The sequence below is a fragment of the Rhizobium sullae genome (assembly GCF_025200715.1).
Taxonomy (GTDB): Bacteria; Pseudomonadota; Alphaproteobacteria; order Rhizobiales; family Rhizobiaceae; genus Rhizobium; species Rhizobium sullae.
In genome coordinates, this window is the sequence record NZ_CP104143.1 from 1,451,862 (window position 1) to 1,474,735 (window position 22,874).

Here is a 22,874-nt window from a genome sequence, read left to right on the forward strand (position 1 = left end):
CGGCAGAATTGGAACCCGCACCTATCCGGCCGCGCGTTTTTGTTTACTTCAGGCAGCGCAGGAAACGGGTGGCTGCAGCGGCGCGGTTTTGCGATCTGGATGTCGAACTTGATCTTCAGCAATGAATGGAGTCCGGCATGAATAATCTGAATGGAAAGATCGCAATCGTCACCGGCGCCAGCGCCGGAATTGGTCGCGCCGCGGCCAAACTCTTTGCCGCTGAGGACGCGAAACTCGTCGTCACAGCGCGCCGCGAGGTGGAATTGAGATTGCTCGTCGAGGAGATCGAAGCTGACGGCGGAGAGGTTGTTGCCGTTGCGGGAGACATTCGCGACGAGGAACTGCATCGATCCCTGGTGGAGACGGCGACCCGGCGCTTCGGCGGGCTCGATATCGCCTTCAATAATGCAGGCGGCACGGGCGCATATGGTTGCCTGCCGGATATCTCGCTCGGCGATTGGCGCGATACCGTCGACCTCAACCTGACGAGCGGCTTCCTTGCCGCCAAGCACCAGGCGCCGGCGATGATCGCACGCGGGGGCGGGTCGATCATCTTCACCTCGACGTTCGTCGGCCATACGGCGGGCATGCCCGGCTTGGGCGCTTACGCGGCGAGCAAGGCAGGGCTAATGGGGCTCGTGCAGGTGCTGGCAGCGGAACTCGGACCGAAGAACATTCGCGTGAACGCGCTGCTTCCCGGTGGCGTCGATACGCAGGCCAATCCGATCAACTTCCCGGGTGCTGCGCCCGAAACGGTTGCCTTCATCAACGGGCTGCACGCGCTGAAACGCGTGGCGCAGCCGGAAGAGATCGCCAAGGTGGCGCTGTTCCTGGGTTCGGACATGGCGAGCTTCGTCACCGGTTCGACAATGCTCGCCGACGGCGGCGTTTCGATCAATCGGACATGATAAACGCGGGGCGTCACCCGCCGGTGACGCTCATATGCCTTGCGACGGCGGGGCGGTTGTGGGTGCGGTCGATGATGAAGTCGTGGCCCTTCGGCTTGCGGGTGATGGCTTCGTCGATCGCGGCGTAGACCAGGCCGTCGTCTTCCGTGGCGCGCAGTGCGGAGCGGAGGTCGGCGGCATCGTTCTGGCCGAGGCACATGTAGAGCGTGCCGGTGCAGGTCAGGCGGACGCGGTTGCAGCTTTCGCAGAAATTATGCGTCATCGGCGTGATGAAGCCGAGGCGGCCGCCGGTCTCGGTGACTGCGACATAGCGTGCCGGACCGCCGGTCTTATAGTCGATATCGGTCAGCGTGAACTGACGTTCGAGATCGGCACGTAGCTCGGAGAGCGGCAGATACTGGTCTGTGCGATCCTCGTCGATCTCGCCCATCGGCATGGTTTCGATGACGGTGAGGTCCATGCCACGGCCATGCGCGAACCGCAGCATGTCCGGTATCTCGGCGGCGTTGAAATCCTTGAGCGCGACGGCGTTGAGCTTGATCTTCAGGCCGGCCTTCTGCGCCGCGTCGATGCCTTCCATGACCTTGGCGAAATCGCCCCAGCGGGTGATCTTGCGGAACTTGTCGGGATCGAGCGTATCGAGCGAGACGTTGATGCGGCGCACGCCGCAATCGTACAACTCCTCGGCATGGCGGGCGAGCTGTGAGCCGTTGGTCGTCAGCGTCAGCTCCTCAAGGCCGGAGCCGATCCGTTTCCCGAGCTCGCGGACGAGAAACATGATGTTCTTGCGCACCAGCGGCTCGCCGCCGGTCAGCCTGATCTTGCGCACTCCCTTGGCGATGAAGGCGGAACAGAGCCGGTTCAGCTCTTCCAACGTCAGAAGATCCTTTTTCGGCAGAAAGGTCATGTTTTCCGCCATGCAATAGGTGCAGCGGAAATCGCAGCGGTCGGTGACGGAGACGCGCAAATAGGTAACCGCCCGCCCAAAGGGGTCGATCATCGGGGCTGCGTCCGCCACCAGCGGCGATGCGCTTGCTATCGTTCCAACGTTGCTGTTCACCAATACCTCCGTCGTCATGGTAATGTGGACAGATGTGGCTGCACCGTCAAGGGAAAGGGCGGGAACGCACGGTAAATTGAGCTTGCCTGGAAATGCCCGATTGCCTACTGCTCTTTGACAAACGGAGGAAGCGATGAGTGATATCTGGCCGACTGAACTGCGCGTGTCGAAGGACCGGCAGCGTCTGACCGTGACCTTCAACGACGGCCGGAGCTTCGATCTTTCCGCAGAAATGCTGCGCGTGCTTTCGCCTTCGGCAGAAGTGCAGGGCCATGGGCCGGGGCAGAAGTTGACGGTTCCCGGCAAGCGTAATGTCGCAATCATCTCGATGATGCCAACTGGCAATTATGCGGTGCGCATCGGCTTCGACGACATGCACGATACGGGCATCTACACCTGGACCTACCTGCGCGAACTCGGCGAGCGGGGGGAGGAGCTTTTTGCGGAATACGAGAAAGAACTCGGCGACAAGGGCATGAGCCGCGACGTCGCGGAAAAGCCGCGCTGAGCGATCAACAGCCAAGGGGGTATAGATGGCGGGGACGACGGGCAGAAACTGGCTTCGTGCGAAGGGGAGCGCGGGCAGTAGCAAGGTCAGCTTTCTCGAACTGTTCTTCGATCTGGTTTTCGTCTTCTCCATTTCCCAGCTCTCGCATGCGCTCGCGGCGCATTACACGCTGCTTGGAGCGGCCGAAGCCGCGCTGATGACCTTTGCCGTCTGGTGGGTCTGGATATTTACCGCTTGGGTGACGAACTGGCTCGACCCGGAGAAGATGCCGGTGCGCGGCATGCTCGTGGTTCTCATGCTGCTCGGGTTGGTGCTCTCGGCTTCGATTCCCGAGGCTTTCGGCGACAAGGGACTGCTTTTTGCCGCTGCCTACGTGCTGATGCAGGTCGGGCGGTCGCTCTTTACGCTTTACGCGATGAAGGATGCCGGCCGCTCGAACCATCTGAATTTCATGCGCATCACAACATGGCTTGCGGTGTCCGGCGTGTTCTGGATGATCGGCGGCTTTCTGGAGCATGAGGCGCGGCTCGTCGCATGGGCGATCGCCCTCCTCATCGAATATGCGGGCCCGGCTTCCGGCTTCTTCGTGCCGGGGCTCGGCAAGTCGATGGCGGCCGACTGGGATGTCTCGGGCGCCCATATGGCGGAGCGCTGCGCGCTGTTCATCATCATCTGCCTCGGCGAAGCGATCCTCGTTTCCGGCCGCACCTTTTCGGAGCTGCCGTTTTCCGGTCTGACGACCGTCGTTTTCGTCACGGGCTTTGTTGGAACCGTCGCGATGTGGTGGCTCTATTTCCGGTTCGGGCATCAGCGGGCCGCGCACCGGATCGAACATGACGATACGCCGGGCAGCCTTGCGCGGCAGGCCTTCACCTATGCGCATATTCCGATTCTCGCCGGCATCATCGTGCATGCGGTGGCTGTCGAATTCATGTTCTCGCATCCGCATCAGACCGGCGATCTCGGCGTTATGGCCGCGATCCTCGGTGGCTCGGGACTCTTCCTTGCGGGCAATCTGTGGTTCAAGGGCGCGACGACCGGAACGCCGCCGCTTTCGCATATCGCCGGCCTCGTGATTCTGGTCCTGCTTGCGTTCCTAGCGCCTCTTGTCGAGGTCTATGTGATGGGCATCCTGGCGACACTGGCGCTGATCGTCGTTGCCACCTGGGAATACAGGTCGCTTGCCGGGAAGACGGCCGGGCGCACGCTGCACTGAGATCAATCCTCGTCGTGCAGATCCTGCTGCAGCACACCGATGATGCGTTCCATCGCGTTTGCCATGGCCATGCACTGTTCGATCGGTTCGGGGGAAAGCACCCGCTCGATCAGGTCGGTCTGGATGACCATAGCGCGTTCTGTGACGCTACGGCCTTCGGGTGTCAGGTAGAGACGCAGCACGCGCTTGTCCTTGTCGTCGCCGCGGCGCTCGATCAGGCCGCGTTTTTCCATCTGCGGCAGCAGCATGCTCATGTTCGATCGACCGACGAGGAGCTTGCGGGCGAGTTCCTGCTGCGAGATTCCTTCGAAACGGTAGAGATTGATCATGATGTCGAGATGCGGGGTCTTGATGTCGAGTTCTGCCAGCGAGCGGCCGAGGGACTGCTGCATCAGCTGGCAGGCACGGGCGACGGCGACCCAGCTTCGAAAACGCGGATGATCCCAGGGAAGGGATTGATTTTTGTTCATCGTTGTACTTTATTGTTCAGTGTTGAACATTATTGGATTCCCACTATGCCAAACTTTGCACTGAAGGTCACCCGCCTCGGATTTTCGCTGCTGCAGTCGGTTTCGCCGCGTCTTGCGGGCAAGGCGGCATTCCGGCTGTTCTGCCTGACGCCGTCCGCGAAGCCAAAAGGTGCAAAGGCAAGGGCGGCACATTCGGCTGGCCGGGCTTTCCTGCAATCGGCGGAACGGATCGAGCTTCGCCTCGCGGGAGGGCGGCGGGCGCATGCCTACCGGATCAACGGCGGCGCCGTCGGAAGGCGCCAGCGTTACCTTGTGACGCATGGCTGGGGATCGAGCATGGAATACATGATTGATCTGATCGCCGCGCTCGCCGCAAGCGGCGCCGAGGTGATCGGCGTCGATTTTCCGGGCCACGGACGGGCAGGCGGACGCTTCCTGCATATGGGGCTTGCCGTCAAGACGATTGCCGCAGCCGAGGCGCGGTTTGGGGCCTTCGACGCGGCTGTCGGCCATTCCTTCGGCGGCGCGGCGCTGATGGTCGCGGCAGCCGGCATGCTCCCTGAGGTCGACGCATTTTCGGCCGGAAAGATCGTCACGATCGGCTCGCCGAGCGAGATGAAATGGCTGTTTACCGGCTTCGGCAGAATGGTCGGGCTCGGGAGGACAGCACAGGCGGCGCTCGAGGATAAGGTGTATCGGCTGACAGGCCGGAAACTGGAGGATTTCGACGCCGGGAAGGCGGCTGCAACAATGGCGCGGCCGATGCTGGTGATCCACGCCGAAGACGACAAGGAAGTCAGCGCCAACCACGCGCGGCGCTACGCCGCCTCGGGCGGGAGCGTGCGGCTCTTCTGGGCCAATGGCTTTGGCCACCGGCGGATTGTCAGCGCTGAACCGGTGCTTTCGGAGGTCCAGCGTTTCCTTGCGGACGATTCCATCAAAAAAGATGCTGAGATCATTCCGCTTTTTGAGCTTCCGGGGAAGCGGGCGTCATTGTAGCGTCATCTTGGGCGGCTAGTGGCCGGTCGTTGACAAGGCGGCAGGACGATCATGAAAATCATCGGGACGGTTGAGGAACTCGACGAGATCTATGCGGGAGGCCTGACGCAGGCGTCCATTGCCAAGGTGACCAAGGTGCTGACGCCTATCTACCGCCAGATGATCGAAGCCTCGCCCTTCATGGCGCTGGCGACTGTCGGGCCGGAAGGGCTCGACTGCTCGCCGCGCGGCGACATTGGCGGCGTGGTGCGGGTGATCGACGAAAAGACGCTGCATCTGCCCGACTGGCGCGGCAACAATCGCGTCGATTCGCTTATGAACATCGTGCGCGATCCGCGTCTTGCCCTGATGTTTCTGGTGCCGGGTTCGAACACGACGATGCGCATCAACGGCCGCGGCGTTGTGTCGAACGATGAGGCGCTGCTCGAAAGCTTCGAGATGGACGGCAAGCATCCACGCACCGTGGTGGTGATCACCATCGACGAGGTTTATTTCCAGTGCGCCCGGGCCCTGATGCGCGCGCAGCTTTGGAAACCGGAGAATTTCGTCGGTCCGGCGGCGCTGCCGACGCCCGGGCTCATGCTCAAGGCGGCGACCGAGGATTTCGATCACGAGACCTACGACCGGGAATGGGCTGGACGTGCGGCAAAGACGATGTGGTGAGGCTGCGTCACCGAATGGCGACGCTTACGACTTGTAGATCAGCCAGCTCTTGGTGAAGTCTTTCTGCATACCATCCTGATAGAGGATGCAGCAGTTGCGCCCGGCATTCTTCGCGCCGTAAAGGGCGACGTCGCTCTTGTAGTAAAGCTCGCCCGGATCGTCGGCGTTCGATGCCATGCAGACACCCATGGAGACAGTCACGGGGCCGTAGTTCACGCGGGTGCGCGAATTCTTGAATGGGGTCGCCTCGAGCGTGCGGCGGATTCGCTCCGCCATGCTCATGACTTCCTCCGGCGTATTGCCGTCGACGATCAGCGCGAATTCCTCACCGCCGGTTCGGGCGACGAAGATATCGCGGCGGACATTGGCGCGGATAACGGAGGCGACGGTCGCGAGGATCTTGTCACCGACCGGATGACCGTAGGTGTCGTTGATCTTCTTGAAATTGTCGATGTCGGCAAGCACCAGTGCGGTGATGGGCTTCAGTGCCGGATTGTCGAAGACGGCGGCAAGGCGATCGTCGAAGGCGCGGCGGTTGGAAAGGCGCGTCAGCGAGTCGGTATTGGCGATGCGCTTGTATTCATCGAGCTCCTTACGGACCCGGTCCATCTCCTGCGAGCGCTGGGCGACGTTCTCGACGGTCCTTTCGCCATGCGCCATCGTATCGCCAGTCGCCTCGGTCAGAAGTGTGATGGCGTTTTCGATGAGTTCGACGCTGGCCGCGCTCTTGGAATTGATGCGCTTGCAGGTTTCGCCAAGCAGCTTGTTGTAGCTTTCGAGCGAGGTCTGCTCCTGGCGCAGCACGCGCAGGAGCCCTTCGAGCTCGGCGGCGAGGCGCGTGTGGGCATCGTCAAAAACGCGGGCGGGCGAATGGGTGAAGTGCTGCGCGCCGAGCGCGTCGAGTTCTTCCTGGGTCGCCTGGTTGCCAAGCGCGGCGAGATCGCGCGTCAGGGCGGGGTTGGAGCCGATATAAGCCTCATAGAAGAGCTCGTAGTTGCGCGGGATTGGCGCGACCCCCATCGAGCGCATGGCATAGGTGATCTGACCTGCCACGTCGGGAATCTGCGCCTTTGGCGCTGCAGCCGCAGTCATTCGGATCACTCCTCAATGAGATTTCGAAGCACTCATCTATTGATTAGCTTAAATTCGTTGGGAAAGGATTAAAGCGATATATACTAAAGATTAGATGTGAATATTGTGATTGTATGGCAAGGAAATACTAGAGAGTTGAAAATCAACACGAATCTGAATCTCCTTCACAATTTACGCATTTTGCCGCTGAAGACACCCACAAATTTTGCGGGAAGTTATGACGAATGTTCACTCTTCGTGTCTTCGATTTGTTGACACTCGGCGTCGAAAGCGTCTCTTTTGTAAACGATGCGCCGTTTCAGGTTCTTTCTGAAGCGCCGCAGGGCAAGATCCCTCGCCCCGTTTACTGGGAAAGGGTTAGGGTGAGGGGCATTCCAGCACGAGTCCGCCAAGCCGCTCAGCCGAGATTGAGTTCCTGGAAGAAGTCGTTGCCCTTGTCGTCGATGACGATGAAAGCCGGGAAATCCACGACCTCGATCTTCCAGACGGCTTCCATGCCGAGTTCCGGATATTCCAGGACGTCGACTTGTCTGATGCAATCCTGCGCCAAGCGGGCGGCCGGACCGCCGATCGAGCCGAGATAGAAGCCGCCATGCGCCTTGCAGGCTTCGCGCACGACGCGGGAACGATTGCCCTTGGCAAGCATCACCATCGAGCCGCCGAAGGACTGGAACTGGTCGACATAACTGTCCATGCGCCCGGCGGTTGTCGGGCCGAAGGAGCCCGACGCGTAGCCGGCGGGCGTCTTTGCCGGGCCGGCATAGTAGACCGGGTGATTTTTCATGTAGTCCGGCATGCCTTCGCCTTTTTCCAGGCGTTCGCGGATTTTGGCATGGGCGAGGTCGCGGGCGACGACGATCGTTCCCGTCAGCGACAGGCGGGTCTTCACCGGATGCTTGCCGAGTTCGGCGAGGATATTTGCCATCGGCTGGTTGAGGTCGATGCGGACCATCGATTCCGACAGCTTCGTCTCATCGATCTCCGGCATGTACCTGGACGGATCGGTTTCCAGCTGTTCGACGAAAATGCCGTCGCGGGTGATCCTGCCCCTGGCCTGACGGTCGGCGGAACAGGAGACGCCGAGGCCGATCGGCAGCGATGCGCCATGGCGGGGCAGGCGGATGACGCGCACGTCATGACAGAAATACTTGCCGCCGAACTGGGCGCCGACGCCCATCTGCTGCGTCAGCTTGTGGATTTCTTTTTCCATCTCGATATCGCGGAAGGCGTGGCCGCTTTCGGAGCCTTCGGCCGGCAGGCCGTCAAGGTAGCGCGTCGAGGCGAGCTTGACGGTCTTGAGGTTCATCTCGGCCGAGGTGCCGCCGATGACAATCGCCAGATGATAGGGGGGACAGGCTGCCGTCCCCAGCGTCAGGATCTTCTCCTTGAGGAAGTCGATCATCCGGTCATGCGTCAGAAGCGAGGGCGTTCCCTGATAGAGGAAGGTCTTGTTGGCGGAGCCACCGCCCTTCGCGACGAAGAGGAAGTCATAGGAATCGGTGCCTTCCTCGTAGATGTCGATCTGGGCGGGCAGGTTGTTTTTGGTGTTCTTCTCCTCAAACATGTTGAGAGGCGCGAGCTGTGAATAGCGCAGGTTCTTCTTCTCGTAAGCGTCCATCACGCCCTTTGCGAGTGCTGCGTAATCGCCGCCTTCGGTCCACACCCGGCGGCCTTTCTTGCCCATGATGATCGCCGTGCCGGTGTCCTGGCACATGGGAAGGATGCCGCCGGCAGCGATATTGGCGTTTTTCAGGAGGTCGTAGGCGACAAAACGGTCGTTGTCGGTTGCTTCCGGATCATCGAGGATCGCGGCGAGCTGCTTCAGATGACCGGGCCGCAGCAGGTGGTTGATATCGGCAAAGGCGGTTTCGGCGAGCAAGCGCATGCCTTCGGGCTCGACGGTCAATATCTCCTGACCCTTGAAGCTGTCGACAGAGACATGGTCGCTGCTGATCTTGCGGTAGGGGGTGGTGTCCTTGCCGAGCGGGAAGAGATCGTCAGCCATCGAAGTGACCTTTCTTGAGAATTGGGCGGCGCGCAGTTTGGAACCGATCTAAATCCGGCGAGCGGCAAATGCAATCGGCAGCGATCATGAGGCCGCGCCTGCGCGACAAAAAGCCCGCCCGGCATGACCGGACGGGCCTCGATCCGATTAGGTCAGAAGCGATTAGAACGAACGCTGCAGGCGGAAGAAGCCCTTTACGCCGTCTTCATCTTCATCGCCGTTATCGTGGTCCTGGCTGATGTAGTTGACGGTCAGCTTCGTCGACAGGTTCTCGACGATCTTGTAGTCGAGCGTGACGCCAGCACGCCATTCGTTACCACCATCGAAGTCGCCATCTGCGTTGACATCAATGCTGTCCGTGTACTGGACAGCAGGTGTGATGGTGAACTTGTCGGTCGCCTTGACAGCATACTGAGCAGCGATGGCCCACTCGCCGTTCTTGTAGTAGTTGTTTGGCTTGTCGGCATAAAGACCTGCGAGGCCGAAAGTGCCCGGACCGATATCAGCGTACACGACGGCGCGGAGAGCGACTGCTTCCGCATCGACATCGTACGCAGCGAGAAGCTCTGCCTTGATGGCGCCGAACTTGCCACCGATAGCACCGTCGATACCGATGTTGTTGCCACCGTGTTCGATGAAGCTCGTCAGTTCTTCGACAGCGAGACCAGCATAGAAGTCGCCGGAGTCGTACTGGTAACGGATGGAGTTGAAGTTGGTGTTGTTGTTGATGGATTCAGTTTCACCGGAGAAGTCGGCATCCCACCAGTTGACGAACTTACCGACGCGGAAGCCCGCGATGTCAATGTAAGCTTGATCGATGACCGTGGAATTCTGGACGCTATCGCTAAGATTAGCAGGGCCGTTCGGACGGAAGTTCGCCTGATAGACGATAACGCCGGTGAGCGGACCATATTCGGTGTCGCTCTTGGCCGTAAAGGCTACCTGACCGCGGGTACGAGCGGACCAGTCTTCACCACCGTAAGTCTGGTCAGCAATATCGCCAGCAGACCAGTCAACCTGGAAGCGGATGTAACCCTGGATCTTGAGGCAGGTTTCCGTGCCCGGGATGTAGAAGTAGCCGGTGCCGTAAGCGTCGCAGACGCGAACGTATTCAACCGGCTCCGGCTCGGCAGCGACGATGGCGTCGGCAGCCTGGGCGCCGGAAACTGCTGCGAGAGCAGCAGCGGAGCCAAGAAGAAGGCTCTTGATGTTCATGGATAACCTCCAATGCGAGTTTCGAGAGGGGCTGGGATTTGCCAGCGGCATTCCCTCTCCCAGGCCCCTTGTTTATGAAACCGGCGTATGCCCCCGATTTCGGAGGCGTGCGTACAGGGCGAAAAACACGGCAAAATAAAAACTAAATTACATGAAGAACTTAAGTTCTAATGTTGCTGAAAAAGCACAATATTCTTGATGAAAACGTCATATTGCTGTCGCAAATGCAACTTTTGATAAAGTTGTGATAAAGTATAGATTGCGAATTAGAGATAAATTATTAAGAATATGATGATGATTGAATCTATAAATAGTACCAAGAGCGCGAAAAATATTTTGCGAGTCCAATGTCGAGCTGAGTTTTGATTTATATGTTCGTCATGTCGGCCGGCTAAGCCTTCGCGCGGGCAATCCCAGGCCCATGTCAGCCGATCAAAAGGCAAAAGGCTCGCGACTGACCTCTGCGAGCCTTTTTTTCGTGTTGTCGGTATCAGGGAATAGTCCGGCCGTTCTTGCCTGCCGTATCGATTTCGCAGCGTGAAGAGATTGCGTCCGTTACTTCGGGCCGATCATCTGTTCAGGGCGGACGATCTCGTCGTACTGTTCGGAGGTGACGAGCCCGCTTGCAAGCGCTTCTTCCTTCAAGGTCGTGCCGTTCTTGTGGGCCGTCTTGGCGATCTTGGCGGCGTTGTCGTAGCCGATCGTCGGGGCAAGCGCGGTGACGAGCATGAGCGAGCGTTCCAGCCCGGCCTTGATATTGTCTTCGCGGGCTTCGATGCCGACGACGCAGTTGTCGGTGAAGGAGATGGCGGCATCGCCGAGAAGCTGGACGGACTGCAGGAAGTTGTAGGCCATCATCGGGTTGTAGACATTGAGCTCGAAATGGCCCTGGCTGCCGGCGAAGGTAAGGGCGGCGTGATTGCCGAAGACGTGGGCGCAGACCTGCGTCAGCGCCTCGCATTGCGTCGGGTTGACCTTTCCGGGCATGATCGACGAGCCGGGTTCGTTTTCCGGCAGCGACAATTCGCCGAGGCCTGCGCGCGGACCGGAACCAAGCAGGCGGATGTCGTTGGCGATCTTGAAGAGGGCGGCTGCCGCGGCATTGATCGCGCCGTGGCTGAAAACCATGCTGTCGTGCGAGGCGAGCGCCTCGAACTTGTTCGGCGCGGTGACGAACGGCATATCGGTAATCTTCGCAATCTCTCCGGCCACCTTTTCTGCAAAGCCGGCCGGCGCATTCAGCCCGGTGCCGACGGCAGTGCCGCCCTGCGCCAGCTCGCAAAGGCCGGGAAGCGTCATCTCGATGCGCTTGATGGCTGAACCGACCTGGGCTGCATAGCCGGAGAATTCCTGGCCGAGCGTCAGCGGCGTCGCATCCTGGGTATGCGTACGGCCGATCTTGATGATGTGGTTGAACTCGACGACCTTCATGTCGAGGGCAGCATGCAGGTGCCTGAGGGCCGGCAGCAAGTGACGGTCGATTTGCTCGGCGCAGGCGATGTGCATTGCAGTCGGGTAGGTATCGTTCGATGACTGGCTCATGTTGACGTGATCGTTCGGGTGCACCGGCTTCTTGGAGCCCATGACGCCGCCGAGCATTTCGATCGCCCGGTTGGAGATCACTTCGTTGGCATTCATGTTCGACTGGGTGCCCGAACCCGTCTGCCAGACGACAAGCGGGAAATGGTCGTTGAGCTTGCCGTCGATGACTTCTTGAGCGGCGTCGACGATCGCCTTGCCGATTGCCCTATCGAGCTGGCCGAGTTCCATGTTCACCCGCGCCGCCGCCTGCTTGACGATTCCCAGGGCGCGCACGATCGACAGCGGCTGCTTTTCCCAACCGATCTTGAAGTTGCCAAGTGAACGCTGCGCCTGGGCGCCCCAGTATCGGTCGCTCGCCACGTCGATCGGGCCAAAGGTGTCTGTTTCGGTACGGGTCGAGGTCATAGCCATGCCTTCCTGTCGCATGCGCCGGAGCGCGTTCGTTTCAGGCCGGTCTTATAGGTCCGAACGCCTTCCAAGAAAACCGGGACGGAGACGAAATATGAAAGCAGTATTCATGTTTTAGGGGTGTTCTTCGTGGTTTTTGGGACACTCTTGAAACTTTATGCCTCGAGGGCGCGTTTGACCACTGTGGCGACCGCGCGAAATTCGGTAAAAAATTAACTAATAATTTCATAATTTTGTGTGAACTGCTTGCCGGCGGCACGCTTTGACGGCGTCACACAAGTTGTGCCGGTGCTTCTGGCGTTCGGAGCCGGTTTCTGCCAATGGACCGGGAAAGCCAGACTATATGAATTTTGAAATGGTTGGGCTTGGCCCATACCAAGGACAGCGTGATACTGGGACTGGAAAAAGCATGACATCGTTTTTCAAGGGTGCGGTCTCCGCACTGGCACTTTCCTGCGGATTTGCGGCGATGGCCACGCCGGCACACGCCTATACGCTGATGGACATGATTCGCGGCGACCGCGGGCGGACCCCGATCATCAATCCGGTCAATCCGGGCCAGTTCGGCGAGATGCCGGCCATGCCGCTGCCGAAGGTCAGCGGTCCGCGCTACTACACCTACAAGCCGGATGCGATGCGCTTCGTCGATATCGCCAAGTTTACCGAGCCGACGGTGACGGGGGCGATCGCGTCTGCATCCGGTGAAACGGTCATGGCGCCGGCGGGCGTCGAACGCCGGTTCCTCGCCGAAGCGAAGGTTCGCGCAGACGTAAATGTCGCAAAGTCGCTCGAAGCCTATTACGGCGGCTCAAAGAACCCCTTCGTCTGGTTGGCGGGCACCGAGATCAACGATCGCGCCAAGGCGGCGATGACCTTCCTCGCTAGCGTCGATTCGGTCGGCCTCGATCCGGCCGACTACGCCGTCGACCTGCCGGTTGTCGATCCGGCCAATCCGGATCCGGCTGGCCGCGACCGCGCGCTTGCGCAATTCGAGCTGCAGCTTTCCGCGAAGGTGCTCGCTTATGTTCAAGACACGGTGCGTGGACGCATCGATCCGAATAGGATTTCGGGCTACCACGATTTTAGACGCAAGCAAGTCAACCTCGATCCGGTTCTGAAGCTGTCGCGCATGAGCCCCGATATCGGCGCCTATCTGACCAGCCGCACGCCGGACGGCCCGCAGTTCGCAGCGCTCAAGGCCGAACTCGCCAAGCTCAAGGCCGAGACGGCGGGCGAAGAGCCGATCGCCATCTCGCTCGATCGGCTACTGCGGCCGGGCGACAGTTCGCCGGAAGTCGCCAATATCGTCAAGGCGATCGGCAGGAACGGCTCGGAAGCACTGAAGGCAGAGCACGCGGCGACATTGGCGGCTTACAGCGGTGGTTTCGATTATTCGCCAGAGCTGGTTTCGCTGGTGGAGGATTTCCAGAAGGAACATAACCTGAAGCCAGACGGCGTGATCGGCCAGGCGACCGTTCGTATCATGACCGGCGGCGACAGCAACACTTCGAAGATTAAGAAGCTCATCGTCGCCATGGAGCAGGCGCGCTGGCTGCCGGAAGATCTCGGCTCGCGTTACGTCTTCATCAACCAGCCGGCCTTCATGGTCTATTACCACAACGACAACAAGGAACAGTTGTCTATGCGCGTCGTGGTCGGCCAGAAGTCCAACCAGACCTATTTTTTCCAGGACGAGATCGAGACCGTCGAGTTCAATCCGTTCTGGGGCGTTCCGCAGTCGATCATCATCAACGAGATGCTGCCGAAGCTGCGCGCCGATCCGAACTATCTCGACCGCCTCGGCTATGAAGTCGCGATCAACGGCCACGCGGTTCCGTCTTCCAGCGTCGACTGGTACGGCTCGACCTCCAATGTCTCCGTGCGCCAGCCGCCGAGTGGCGACAATGCGCTAGGCGAACTGAAGATCTTGTTCCCGAACAGCCATGCGATCTACATGCATGACACGCCTTCGAAGAGTTTCTTCAAGCGCGACATGCGGGCGCTGAGCCATGGCTGCGTGCGTCTTGCCGATCCGCGCGCGATGGCGGCCGCCGTGCTCAACACGAGCGTGGCTGATGTGGCGAAGCAGATCGCCGCAGGCCAGAACAAGGCCGTCTCCGTGCCGCAGAAGGTGCCGGTCTACGTGTCCTACTTCACCGCCTGGCCGAACAAGGACGGCGCCGTCGAGTATTTCGATGATGTCTACGGCCGCGATGCCTACGTCGAGAAGGCATTCGAGGCGACGACGAAGGCACGCGACGCTCAGATCTGAGCGGCTTCGTTCCGGAATGAGGAGAGGGCGGCTTTTTGAGGCCGCTTTTTCTTTTTGGTTTGAACGTTCGAAAGTTCGGCGTTATGGCCGCGAGCGGCGGCTTGCCGCCCAACGCGACATTGTCGTAGCGTATTGGGGTCAGGCGTGACGGGAGCCGTGTGCCGGCAGTAACCCGATACCCACGGCACGGGCGCGCGATGTCGAGGTAAACCAGCACCGTCCCGTCCAGGGAATGACGAATATTCATTGCCTCGGAGCGAGGCCATCAAGCAGGAAGTCGAGGCCTTTCCGGAAAGCGCCGTCCCAATCGTTATCCAACAGCAGACGAGAGCGTTCGATTGTCGGGTAGTGTTCGCTGAGACGTGTAAGGCGCTGCTGCGCGGCGGCCCTGTCGTCGTCCGAGAGGTCGAAGCTCGCCCGGGTGATGGTGGCACCCATCACATAGTTCCAGAGCGACCATATCGCGACGTTCAAATCTGCGTCCGCTACACCGGCCCTGGACAAGGTCTTGCTCAGCAGTTCCAGGCGACTGAGGATGTTCGGGCCGAGCGCCCGGCACGGCAACAGCGATGCCGACCAAGGATGGCGCAGCATGCTGGCACGCCAGTCTTCGAGCATATGAACGACGTCCCCGCGCCAGCTTGGAGACTCAACGATTTGCGGCGGACCGCGATATTCGAGAACCGAGTCGAGCGCCAGATCAAAGACCTCCTCCTTGTTGGCGACATGCCAATATAGGCTCATCACGCCAGAGCCGAGGCGATCGGCCAGCCGGCGCATCTTCAATCCGTCGACTCCCTGGGCGTCCAGCAGTTCTACCGCAGTCGCCACGATGCGTTCCAGAGACAGAGGCGGTTCGCTGCCCGGTTCCTGCACGGGCGGGATTGACACGCCTATCCGCTGAGACTGTTTACTCTGCGCGCCGCTACCTTTGGCTGCCATCCGTCGTCTTCCCTGCTGATCAGAACGTCGATTTGAGCCGGCAATGCGGCGAACGTCGATCCTGCCCGATTGACTCGTACGGCGTACGATGCGATTGAATTCGTACGCCGTACGAGTCAATCATATAGGCGATGGGTTAAAGTTCAATCCTGCCGGCCGCGAGGGCAGTCCGCAGAGCCAAGAGAAAATCATGTCACGCGCAATCAAGCATCTGCTTACCGGAGGGCTAATCATAATGACCATGGGAGTTCAAACTGCGGCGACAGCGAATGAGAATGATCTCAAGCTGACCATCGTCAATCCGAAAGGCCTCTATAATCCGGCCCCGAACGGCTACAGTCACGCCGTGATCGCTTCCGGCGGAAATCGGATTGCCTACATTGCTGGCCAAGGCGGAGAAGACAGCACCGGGACGCTGTCGCCCGATTTCGCGGTCCAAGTGGAACAGGCATATGCGAACCTGCGCACCGCGCTTGAGGGGGTCGGTGCGAAACCGAATCAGGTCATCAAGCTCACGGTCTTGGTGGTAGACCATGACCAATCCAAGCTCGGGGTGCTGACCAAGCACGTCAAGGAAACGTTCGGCGAGGCGCTGCCGGCACAGACATTGATCCCCGTGCCCAGACTGGCGCTCGACGGCATGCTGTTCGAGGTCGAAGCAGTCGTCGTGCTGGACTAGCGACGACCGATCAGGCGCGATTGCCAACTGCGATAACGGGTTCCGATGGGCGTACATGAGGGAACGCCGCCGGGCAAACATGCAACAATGTTCGCTCGTGACGCCAAGCTGCCTCTAACGATCGGCGCGCTGGTGGCGGTGACTTTGGAGTGGTCGGTCGCTTCAGCGAGAAACGGCCACCGCGTTCGACCGCGCATAATCGCGGATGACCGTTTCGACGAGGTCGGGCGTCAGTTCGTCGTAATGCAGGATGATCCGGTCCGGCCCCAGCGTTTCGACAGGCACGTCGGAATAACCGAAGGGGACGGCGATCGAGGGGACGTTGGCGTTTCTCGCGACGGCGATGTCGTTGAGGCTGTCGCCGATCATGATGCTACGCGCCGGCGTTCCGCCGGCGCGTTCGATCGTGCCGGTCAGGTGCTGCGCATCGGGCTTGCGGACGGCGAAGGTGTCGCCGCCGGTGATGGCGTCGAAGTAACTGGTGAGGTGGAGTTTTCGCAGAAGCGTCAGCGCAAGCGATTCCAGCTTGTTGGTGCAGACGGCGAGCTTATACCCCTTGATTTTTAGGGTATCCATTGCGGCAACCAGGCCGGGATAGGGCTGCGTCTGACCGGGCATCGTGTCGGTATAATGGGCGATGAAGCGTTCCAGTAGCGGCGGCAGTTCGATCTCAGACAGCGGATGACCGCGCAGTTTGCAGGCGCGCTCGATCATCACTTTGGCGCCGTGTCCGACGAGGTGGGTCAGATCGGCATAGGTGACGGGCGCGAGATCGAGCGCGGCGATCGTGAAATTCAGGCTTTCGACGAGATCGGCATGGGTATCGAGCAGCGTGCCGTCGAGATCGAATACGACAAGAGCAGGGGTCAAGGAAATCGCCTCTTCATGAAATTCGGTCTGCCCGCAGTAGGTGATGGGCATTGAAAAAGCAACGCCAAGACTATGGCCGCAACGCCGCAGCGCGATGCTTTCGCATTTCGGTTTCCTGCTATTATTTTGGCTTTCGTTTGCCATACGAGCCGTGTAAACAGCACATCCAACGAAACAATGGGAGAAGGCGGCGCATGGACGCCCGCGAAATGAAGATCAAGGCTGCCGAGGCGGCACTCGCCCATGTCGAGAGCGGAATGCGCCTCGGGATCGGGACGGGAAGTACGGCGGAGGAATTCGTCCGCCTGCTTGCTGAGAAGGTTGCGGGCGGCCTCAAGGTCGAGGGGGTTCCGACGTCGGAGCGCACGGCGCGGCTTTGCGTCGAGCTCGGCGTGCCGCTGAAATCGCTCGACGAACTTCCCGAACTCGACCTGACGGTCGACGGCGCCGACGAGGTCGATGCGGCGCTGCGCCTGGTCAAGGGCGGCGGCGGGGCATTGCTGCGCGAAAAGATCGTCGCGGCGGCTTCGGACCGCGTGATCGTGATTGCCGACGAAACGAAGCTGGTCGAGACGCTCGGCCGCTTTCCGCTGCCGATCGAAGTCAATCCCTTCGGCCTTGTATCCACGCGCATCGCGATCGAAAGGAAGGCCGCGAAGCTCGGCCTTACGGGCAGCCTGACGCTGCGCCAATCCGGTGACGGAGAGTTTACGACGGACGGCGGCCACTACATCATCGACGCATCTTTTGGCCGCATTCCTGATGCAGAGGCGCTTTCGGGCGAGCTGAATTCGATACCCGGCGTCGTTGAGCACGGGCTTTTTCTCAATATGGCGTCACTTGCGATCATCGCCGGTCCAGCGGGTGCGCGCACGCTGCAGGCGAACAGATAACAGGAGCATTGAAACTCATGAAGAAATTTGCAGGTCTTGGCCGTTTTGCCGCCGCGACGGTTATTCTCTCCGGCATCGCTTTCGGCTCGGCTGCGCAGGCGCAGGAAATTTCCGACGAGCAGATGAAGGCCGCGCGCGCAGCCGTGGCCGCGATCGGCGCAACGGCGCAGTTCGACAACATCTTGCCGGGCCTCGCCGAACGCCTGAAGGCCGGCCTCATCCAGGATTCGCCGAACTACGAGGACGTGATCAGCGCCACCGTCGACGCGCAGGCGCTTGCGCTTGCACCGCGCCGCGCCGATCTCGAGAAGGAAGCAGCAACGAACTATGCGAAGGCTTTCACGCTTGAAGAGCTGAAGGCCATCGCCGACTTCTACAGCTCGCCTGTCGGCAAGAAGCTTCTGACGGACGGCCCCATCGCATCGCGCGAGACGAACAGGGCGGCCGATATCTGGGCGCAGGGCATCGCCCGCGATCTCCAGAAGAACGCCAGCACCGAGCTCAGCAAAGTCATCAAGGTCGAGCCGGCACCGCAAAGCGCGCCCGCGGGCGAACAGCAGCCTGCCAATACGCCGGCTCCGGCTGCAAAGCCCTGATACGGCCGACATAATTGCAAGAGCCCGGCATCGTCCGGGCTTTTGTTTTTGCAGGCACAGATACTATATCCATCGAACCATTCCCGCCGATTCCTACCGGAGCATCCGTCCATGTCTTCCTATGATTACGACCTCTTCGTCATTGGCGGCGGCTCGGGGGGCGTCAGAAGCGCGCGCGTTGCCGCGTCACTCGGCAAGAAGGTGGCGATCGCCGAGGAATACCGCTACGGCGGCACCTGCGTCATCCGCGGCTGCGTGCCGAAGAAGCTGTTCGTCTATGCGTCGCAGTATCACGAACATTTCGAGGATGCTGCCGGGTTTGGCTGGACGGTCGGGGAAAGCGCTTTCGACTGGAAGAAGCTGATAGCCGCCAAGGACGCCGAAATCGCGCGGCTGGAGGGGCTCTACAAGAAAGGGCTTTCCGGCGCCAATGCGGAAATTCTCGAGACGCGCGCCGAACTTGTCGATGCGCACACGATCCGGCTGGTGAAGACTGGGAAGATTGTGACGGCGAAGACGATCGTGATTGCAACCGGCGGCCGGCCGAACCCGCATGCGGCGCTACCAGGGCACGAGCTTTGCATTTCTTCCAACGAGGCCTTCCATCTCGAAGAGCTCCCGAAGGCGATCGTGATTGCGGGCGGCGGCTATATCGCCGTGGAATTCGCCAATATCTTCCATGGACTGGGCGTCGAGACGACGCTGGTCTATCGCGGTGCCGAAATCCTCTCGCGCTTCGACCAGGATCTGCGCCGCGGCCTGCATGAGGCGATGGTCGCCAAGGGCATCCGTATCCTCTGCCACGACACGCTGGAAATGGTGTCGAAGGGCGCAGACGGGCTTGTCATCGAGACGTTGAACAACGGTACGCTAAATGCCGGGGTCGTGCTGCTGGCGCTCGGGCGCGATCCGAATACCGAAGGCCTCGGGCTTGAGGCGGCCGGCGTGAAGACGAACGAGCGCGGTGCGATCATGGTCGACGAATATTCTCGGACGAGCGCCGAAAACATCTATGCGCTCGGCGATGTCACCGACAGGGTACAGCTGACACCGGTCGCTATCCACGAGGCGATGTGCTTCATCGAGACGGAATACAAGAAAAATCCGACGAAGCCGGATCACGAGATGATCGCCACGGCTGTCTTTTCCCAACCCGAGATCGGCACGGTCGGCCTTTCGGAAGAGGAGGCGGCGAAACGCTACAGGGAGCTCGAAGTCTATCGCGCGCAGTTCCGGCCGCTCAAGGCGACGCTTTCCGGCCGGGCTGAAAAGATGCTTATGAAGCTGATCGTCGATGCCGAAAGCCGCAAAGTCGTCGGCGCCCATATCCTCGGACACGACGCAGGCGAGATGGCGCAGATCCTCGGCATCACGCTGAAAGCCGGATGCACCAAGGAAGATTTCGACCGCACCATGGCCGTGCACCCGACGGCGGCCGAAGAGCTCGTCACGATGTATGTGCCGAGCTATCGCATTCGGGATGGGAAGCGCGTCTAGCGCCTGCCGTCAGCTTGTGAGGCGTGGCGTGCTGACGATCTTCTCGAAGAGCGCCTTCATCGCTGTTTCGATGCCCTGTGTCAGGGATACCTTAAAAAAGAAGCCGGGGCTTGCACATTCTTGCATTCGGGCGGCGATGCTGCCGTCGAAGGGTTTGACCCAATCTTTCCAGAAGTTATTGTCCTCCAGGGGCAGATAGGTCGTATAGAGAACGGCTATCTTGATATTCTTTTTCTTCAGGTCTTCGCAGAACTTCGTATCGATCGGCTCGATGCAACGGGTGCCATTCCTGGCTCCCTTTGGGCTGGTGCAGCCGTGCGGCTTGTAGCTGTCACCAACACCATCTGAGACGAAGAAGACGATCTTCTGCCGGTCAGCGCTACTCGTGCCTTGCCCGGGAATTTCCTTGATCTCTTTTTCGATTTTGGTCAGCGCATCGTCGAAGCTGGTCTGCTGATCGTCGTTGTAGTTCTGATAGGGAATGCTCATTAGCTTGATCTTTTCAGTCGCCGACGCGATCGTAGAAAGATTTTCGTCTAGTTCAGCAACCTTGAAAAGCTGCGCATCCTGGGCTGTCTTGCCGAAGGTGTAAGCGGCCATGCGGAACTGGCCCTTGACGGTCTGGGTTTGTTCGGCCGTTTCCATTAGTGCCTTCGTCGCTTGGGCAACCACATCAATGCGGATCGGGATGTTGTTGTTCAGTGCGACATTGTAGTAGCTGTTTTTATCTTCGACACCTTGTTCGGAAACGATATGACATGCAAAGGCGCACTTGACGTCCTTGCCTTTGGCATTGCCAAACCGTGTGGCATTTTTCATATTCTCGATGGCCTCTATTGTGGCCGCGACGCCCATGGAGGGCGTGTTGTCCAGCAGCATGTAGAAGTCCATGTAGGACGGTGTCTGGTATCGCGCCGTCGCCGCGCCCCCAACGGTGACACTTTCGCGGCCCAGAAGCTGCATGAAGGTGGTCGACATAGCCGCACTGAAGGCCACGCGAGATTCAATAACGGTGCCGGTCTTCGTAACGTTGACCTCGACGTCAACTGCTAGCTCGCTCGCTTCGCCGGCCATCTGACCCATGAAAAGCTTTCGTGCGTCTTCGGAACCAACAGTGATGGTCCCATCACCCTGCATGGTCATGGCTTTGGCCACCGCCGGCGATTTCTCTGAAATGGCACCCACGGCCGCTGCGTCCGCTGCCGCATAAAGCTGCGTCCTGAGGCTGAGTGCGTGGGCGAAGTCGATCGCCATGCCGGCGGAGCCGAGGAGCGGCACGGCCAGCAATGCGGTCATGATTCCAAAATTTCCCGAACGATCGGCCGCAAGGCGGCGCGCCAGCTTCTTCATACCATTCCCCAGGATCGGGCCGATCATCGGCGAAGGCAAAGCGCGCTCTTCATGGCGGGCAGTTTCAAAATCGGGTTTGACACAAATTGCTAAATTACCCCCCAATTTTTATGGTATATTTAATGTAAATCGGAGGGCGGGATTGAAGGTGCGACAAGGGCTTCCCTTATGAGCGCGGCAGGCTCCGCGACCCGTTCAGAACGTGTCGAACGGCGCTAGGCAAGCGTATGCTAAAGGTTTATAAGCCGCCGTTATTGTGGACGACAGGCGCCGGGCAGCGATCCCGGCGAGACAAAGGTGAGTAGAATGGCAGAGACTTGGACCCCGAATAGTTGGAGGCAAAAGCCGATCCAGCAGGTCCCGGATTATCCGGACCTCGCCGCTTTGGCGGCAACGGAAGCCCAGCTCGCCACCTATCCGCCACTCGTCTTTGCGGGTGAGGCCCGCCGTCTGAAGAAGCATCTCGCCAATGTCTCCGAAGGCAACGGTTTCCTGCTACAGGGTGGGGACTGCGCCGAGAGCTTCGCCGAGCATGGCGCAGACACGATCCGCGACTTCTTCCGCGCCTTCCTGCAGATGGCCGTCGTGCTGACGTTCGGCGCGCAACTGCCGGTGGTCAAGGTCGGCCGTATTGCCGGCCAGTTCGCCAAGCCGCGCTCGTCGGGTATCGAAACGCAGAACGGCGTCTCGCTGGCGAGCTACCGCGGCGACATCGTCAACGGCATCGAGTTCACCGAGGAAGCGCGAATTCCGAATCCGGAACGCCAAGCCATGGCCTACCGTCAGTCGGCTGCGACGCTGAACCTGCTGCGCGCCTTTGCGATGGGTGGTTACGCCAATCTCGAGAACGTGCACCAGTGGATGCTCGGCTTCGTCAAGGACAGCCCGCAGGGCGAGCGCTACCGCAAGCTTGCCGACCGCATCAGCGAAACCATGGACTTCATGAAGGCGATCGGCATCACCTCCGAGAACCATCCGAGCCTGCGCGAGACGGATTTCTTCACCAGCCATGAGGCGCTGCTGCTTGGCTATGAAGAAGCGCTGACGCGCGTCGACTCCACCTCCGGCGACTGGTACGCGACGTCGGGCCATATGATCTGGATTGGCGACCGCACGCGCCAGGCCGATCATGCGCATGTCGAATACTGCCGCGGCATCAAGAACCCGATCGGCCTGAAATGCGGCCCGTCGCTCCAGGCTGACGATCTCATGAACCTGATCGACATCCTGAACCCGGCAAACGAAGCCGGCCGCCTGACGCTGATCTGCCGTTTCGGCCACGAAAAGGTTGCCGACCATCTGCCGCGCCTCATCCGTGCGGTCGAGCGCGAAGGCCGCAAGGTCGTCTGGTCCTGCGATCCGATGCACGGCAACACCATCACGCTCAACAATTACAAGACGCGGCCCTTCGAGCGCATCCTGTCGGAAGTCGAAAGCTTCTTCCAGATCCACCGCGCCGAAGGCACGCATCCGGGCGGCATCCATATCGAGATGACCGGCAAGGACGTGACGGAATGCACGGGCGGCGCCCGCGCCGTTTCCGCCGAGGATCTGCAGGATCGCTATCACACGCATTGTGATCCGCGCCTCAATGCCGACCAAGCGCTCGAGCTTGCCTTCCTGCTCGCCGAACGCATGAAGGGCGGCCGCGACGAGAAGCGGATGGCCGTCAACGCCTGACTTGCGCGG

General features: G+C 60.1%; 20 protein-coding genes. 11 read left to right on the top strand and 9 right to left on the bottom strand.

Annotated elements, in window-relative coordinates; genetic code table 11:
- The first annotated feature begins 137 nt into the window (after positions 1 to 137).
- On the top strand, positions 138 to 908 hold the full coding sequence (locus tag N2599_RS07355; RefSeq protein ID WP_027511855.1) for an SDR family oxidoreductase: 771 nt from the start codon (positions 138 to 140) through the stop codon (positions 906 to 908).
- A 13-nt stretch (positions 909 to 921) separates the two neighbouring features.
- On the opposite strand, the gene moaA is transcribed toward N2599_RS07355, so the two are convergent.
- On the bottom strand, positions 922 to 1,986 hold the full coding sequence (gene moaA / locus N2599_RS07360) for a GTP 3',8-cyclase MoaA (RefSeq protein ID WP_375714120.1): 1,065 nt from the start codon (positions 1,984 to 1,986) through the stop codon (positions 922 to 924).
- Positions 1,987 to 2,101: 115 nt separating this feature from the next.
- Between moaA and N2599_RS07365 the strand changes: the two genes are divergently transcribed.
- Positions 2,102 to 2,476: a gamma-butyrobetaine hydroxylase family protein gene (locus tag N2599_RS07365; RefSeq protein WP_027511853.1), complete on the top strand. Its 375-nt coding sequence runs from the start codon at positions 2,102 to 2,104 to the stop codon at positions 2,474 to 2,476.
- Positions 2,477 to 2,501: 25 nt separating this feature from the next.
- The gene (locus N2599_RS07370; RefSeq protein WP_027511852.1) at positions 2,502 to 3,692 is read left to right on the top strand and encodes a low temperature requirement protein A; all 1,191 of its coding nucleotides are present in this window, start codon (positions 2,502 to 2,504) and stop codon (positions 3,690 to 3,692) included.
- 2 nt (positions 3,693 to 3,694) lie between these two features.
- Here the strand turns inward: N2599_RS07370 and N2599_RS07375 are convergent, their stop codons facing one another.
- Positions 3,695 to 4,162 carry a MarR family winged helix-turn-helix transcriptional regulator gene (locus N2599_RS07375; RefSeq protein ID WP_027511851.1) on the bottom strand — a complete coding sequence of 156 codons (468 nt, stop codon included), beginning with the start codon at positions 4,160 to 4,162 and terminating at the stop codon, positions 3,695 to 3,697.
- Positions 4,163 to 4,207: 45 nt separating this feature from the next.
- Here N2599_RS07375 and N2599_RS07380 point away from each other — a divergent pair, with 45 nt between their 5' ends.
- Both N2599_RS07380 and N2599_RS07385 read left to right on the top strand, forming a co-directional pair.
- Positions 4,208 to 5,161, top strand: coding sequence for an alpha/beta hydrolase (locus tag N2599_RS07380; protein WP_027511850.1), 954 nt, complete (start codon positions 4,208 to 4,210; stop codon positions 5,159 to 5,161).
- A gap of 51 nt (positions 5,162 to 5,212) precedes the next feature.
- The gene (locus N2599_RS07385) at positions 5,213 to 5,824 is read left to right on the top strand and encodes a pyridoxamine 5'-phosphate oxidase family protein (RefSeq protein WP_027511849.1); all 612 of its coding nucleotides are present in this window, start codon (positions 5,213 to 5,215) and stop codon (positions 5,822 to 5,824) included.
- A gap of 24 nt (positions 5,825 to 5,848) precedes the next feature.
- Here N2599_RS07385 and N2599_RS07390 read toward each other — a convergent pair whose 3' ends face one another.
- The 4 genes from N2599_RS07390 to fumC form a co-directional block, all read right to left on the bottom strand.
- Complete coding sequence (locus tag N2599_RS07390; RefSeq protein WP_027511848.1) at positions 5,849 to 6,916, bottom strand: GGDEF domain-containing protein; 1,068 nt, start codon at positions 6,914 to 6,916, stop codon at positions 5,849 to 5,851.
- A gap of 397 nt (positions 6,917 to 7,313) precedes the next feature.
- A complete protein-coding gene (locus N2599_RS07395) occupies positions 7,314 to 8,921 on the bottom strand; it encodes a fumarate hydratase (RefSeq protein ID WP_027511847.1) in 1,608 nt (535 codons plus the stop codon).
- A gap of 162 nt (positions 8,922 to 9,083) precedes the next feature.
- Entirely contained in the window at positions 9,084 to 10,136 is a 1,053-nt protein-coding gene (locus N2599_RS07400) for a porin (protein ID WP_027511846.1), read from the bottom strand.
- A 555-nt stretch (positions 10,137 to 10,691) separates the two neighbouring features.
- Positions 10,692 to 12,083, bottom strand: coding sequence for a class II fumarate hydratase (gene fumC, locus N2599_RS07405; protein ID WP_027511845.1), 1,392 nt, complete (start codon positions 12,081 to 12,083; stop codon positions 10,692 to 10,694).
- Between the two features lie 412 nt (positions 12,084 to 12,495).
- On the opposite strand from fumC, the gene N2599_RS07410 reads away from it, so the two are divergent.
- Positions 12,496 to 14,358, top strand: coding sequence for a L,D-transpeptidase family protein (locus N2599_RS07410; RefSeq protein ID WP_027511844.1), 1,863 nt, complete (start codon positions 12,496 to 12,498; stop codon positions 14,356 to 14,358).
- A gap of 243 nt (positions 14,359 to 14,601) precedes the next feature.
- Here the strand turns inward: N2599_RS07410 and N2599_RS07415 are convergent, their stop codons facing one another.
- Complete coding sequence (locus N2599_RS07415; protein WP_027511843.1) at positions 14,602 to 15,300, bottom strand: TetR/AcrR family transcriptional regulator; 699 nt, start codon at positions 15,298 to 15,300, stop codon at positions 14,602 to 14,604.
- Between the two features lie 190 nt (positions 15,301 to 15,490).
- On the opposite strand from N2599_RS07415, the gene N2599_RS07420 reads away from it, so the two are divergent.
- The gene (locus N2599_RS07420) at positions 15,491 to 15,979 is read left to right on the top strand and encodes a RidA family protein (protein WP_027511842.1); all 489 of its coding nucleotides are present in this window, start codon (positions 15,491 to 15,493) and stop codon (positions 15,977 to 15,979) included.
- A gap of 162 nt (positions 15,980 to 16,141) precedes the next feature.
- On the opposite strand, the gene N2599_RS07425 is transcribed toward N2599_RS07420, so the two are convergent.
- Positions 16,142 to 16,900, bottom strand: a complete 759-nt coding sequence (locus N2599_RS07425) for an HAD family hydrolase (protein ID WP_051336708.1) — start codon at positions 16,898 to 16,900, stop codon at positions 16,142 to 16,144.
- A gap of 143 nt (positions 16,901 to 17,043) precedes the next feature.
- Between N2599_RS07425 and rpiA the strand changes: the two genes are divergently transcribed.
- The 3 genes from rpiA to gor all read left to right on the top strand — a co-directional run bounded on the left by rpiA (position 17,044) and on the right by gor (position 19,835).
- Positions 17,044 to 17,742, top strand: coding sequence for a ribose-5-phosphate isomerase RpiA (gene rpiA / locus N2599_RS07430; RefSeq protein WP_027511840.1), 699 nt, complete (start codon positions 17,044 to 17,046; stop codon positions 17,740 to 17,742).
- 17 nt (positions 17,743 to 17,759) lie between these two features.
- Positions 17,760 to 18,338 carry a DUF2059 domain-containing protein gene (locus N2599_RS07435; protein WP_027511839.1) on the top strand — a complete coding sequence of 193 codons (579 nt, stop codon included), beginning with the start codon at positions 17,760 to 17,762 and terminating at the stop codon, positions 18,336 to 18,338.
- A gap of 111 nt (positions 18,339 to 18,449) precedes the next feature.
- The gene (gor, locus tag N2599_RS07440; protein WP_027511838.1) at positions 18,450 to 19,835 is read left to right on the top strand and encodes a glutathione-disulfide reductase; all 1,386 of its coding nucleotides are present in this window, start codon (positions 18,450 to 18,452) and stop codon (positions 19,833 to 19,835) included.
- Positions 19,836 to 19,844: 9 nt separating this feature from the next.
- On the opposite strand, the gene N2599_RS07445 is transcribed toward gor, so the two are convergent.
- Positions 19,845 to 21,185: a TadE/TadG family type IV pilus assembly protein gene (locus N2599_RS07445; protein ID WP_027511837.1), complete on the bottom strand. Its 1,341-nt coding sequence runs from the start codon at positions 21,183 to 21,185 to the stop codon at positions 19,845 to 19,847.
- 306 nt (positions 21,186 to 21,491) lie between these two features.
- Here N2599_RS07445 and N2599_RS07450 point away from each other — a divergent pair, with 306 nt between their 5' ends.
- Positions 21,492 to 22,865: a class II 3-deoxy-7-phosphoheptulonate synthase gene (locus N2599_RS07450; RefSeq protein WP_027511836.1), complete on the top strand. Its 1,374-nt coding sequence runs from the start codon at positions 21,492 to 21,494 to the stop codon at positions 22,863 to 22,865.
- The last annotated feature ends 9 nt before the right edge of the window (positions 22,866 to 22,874 follow it).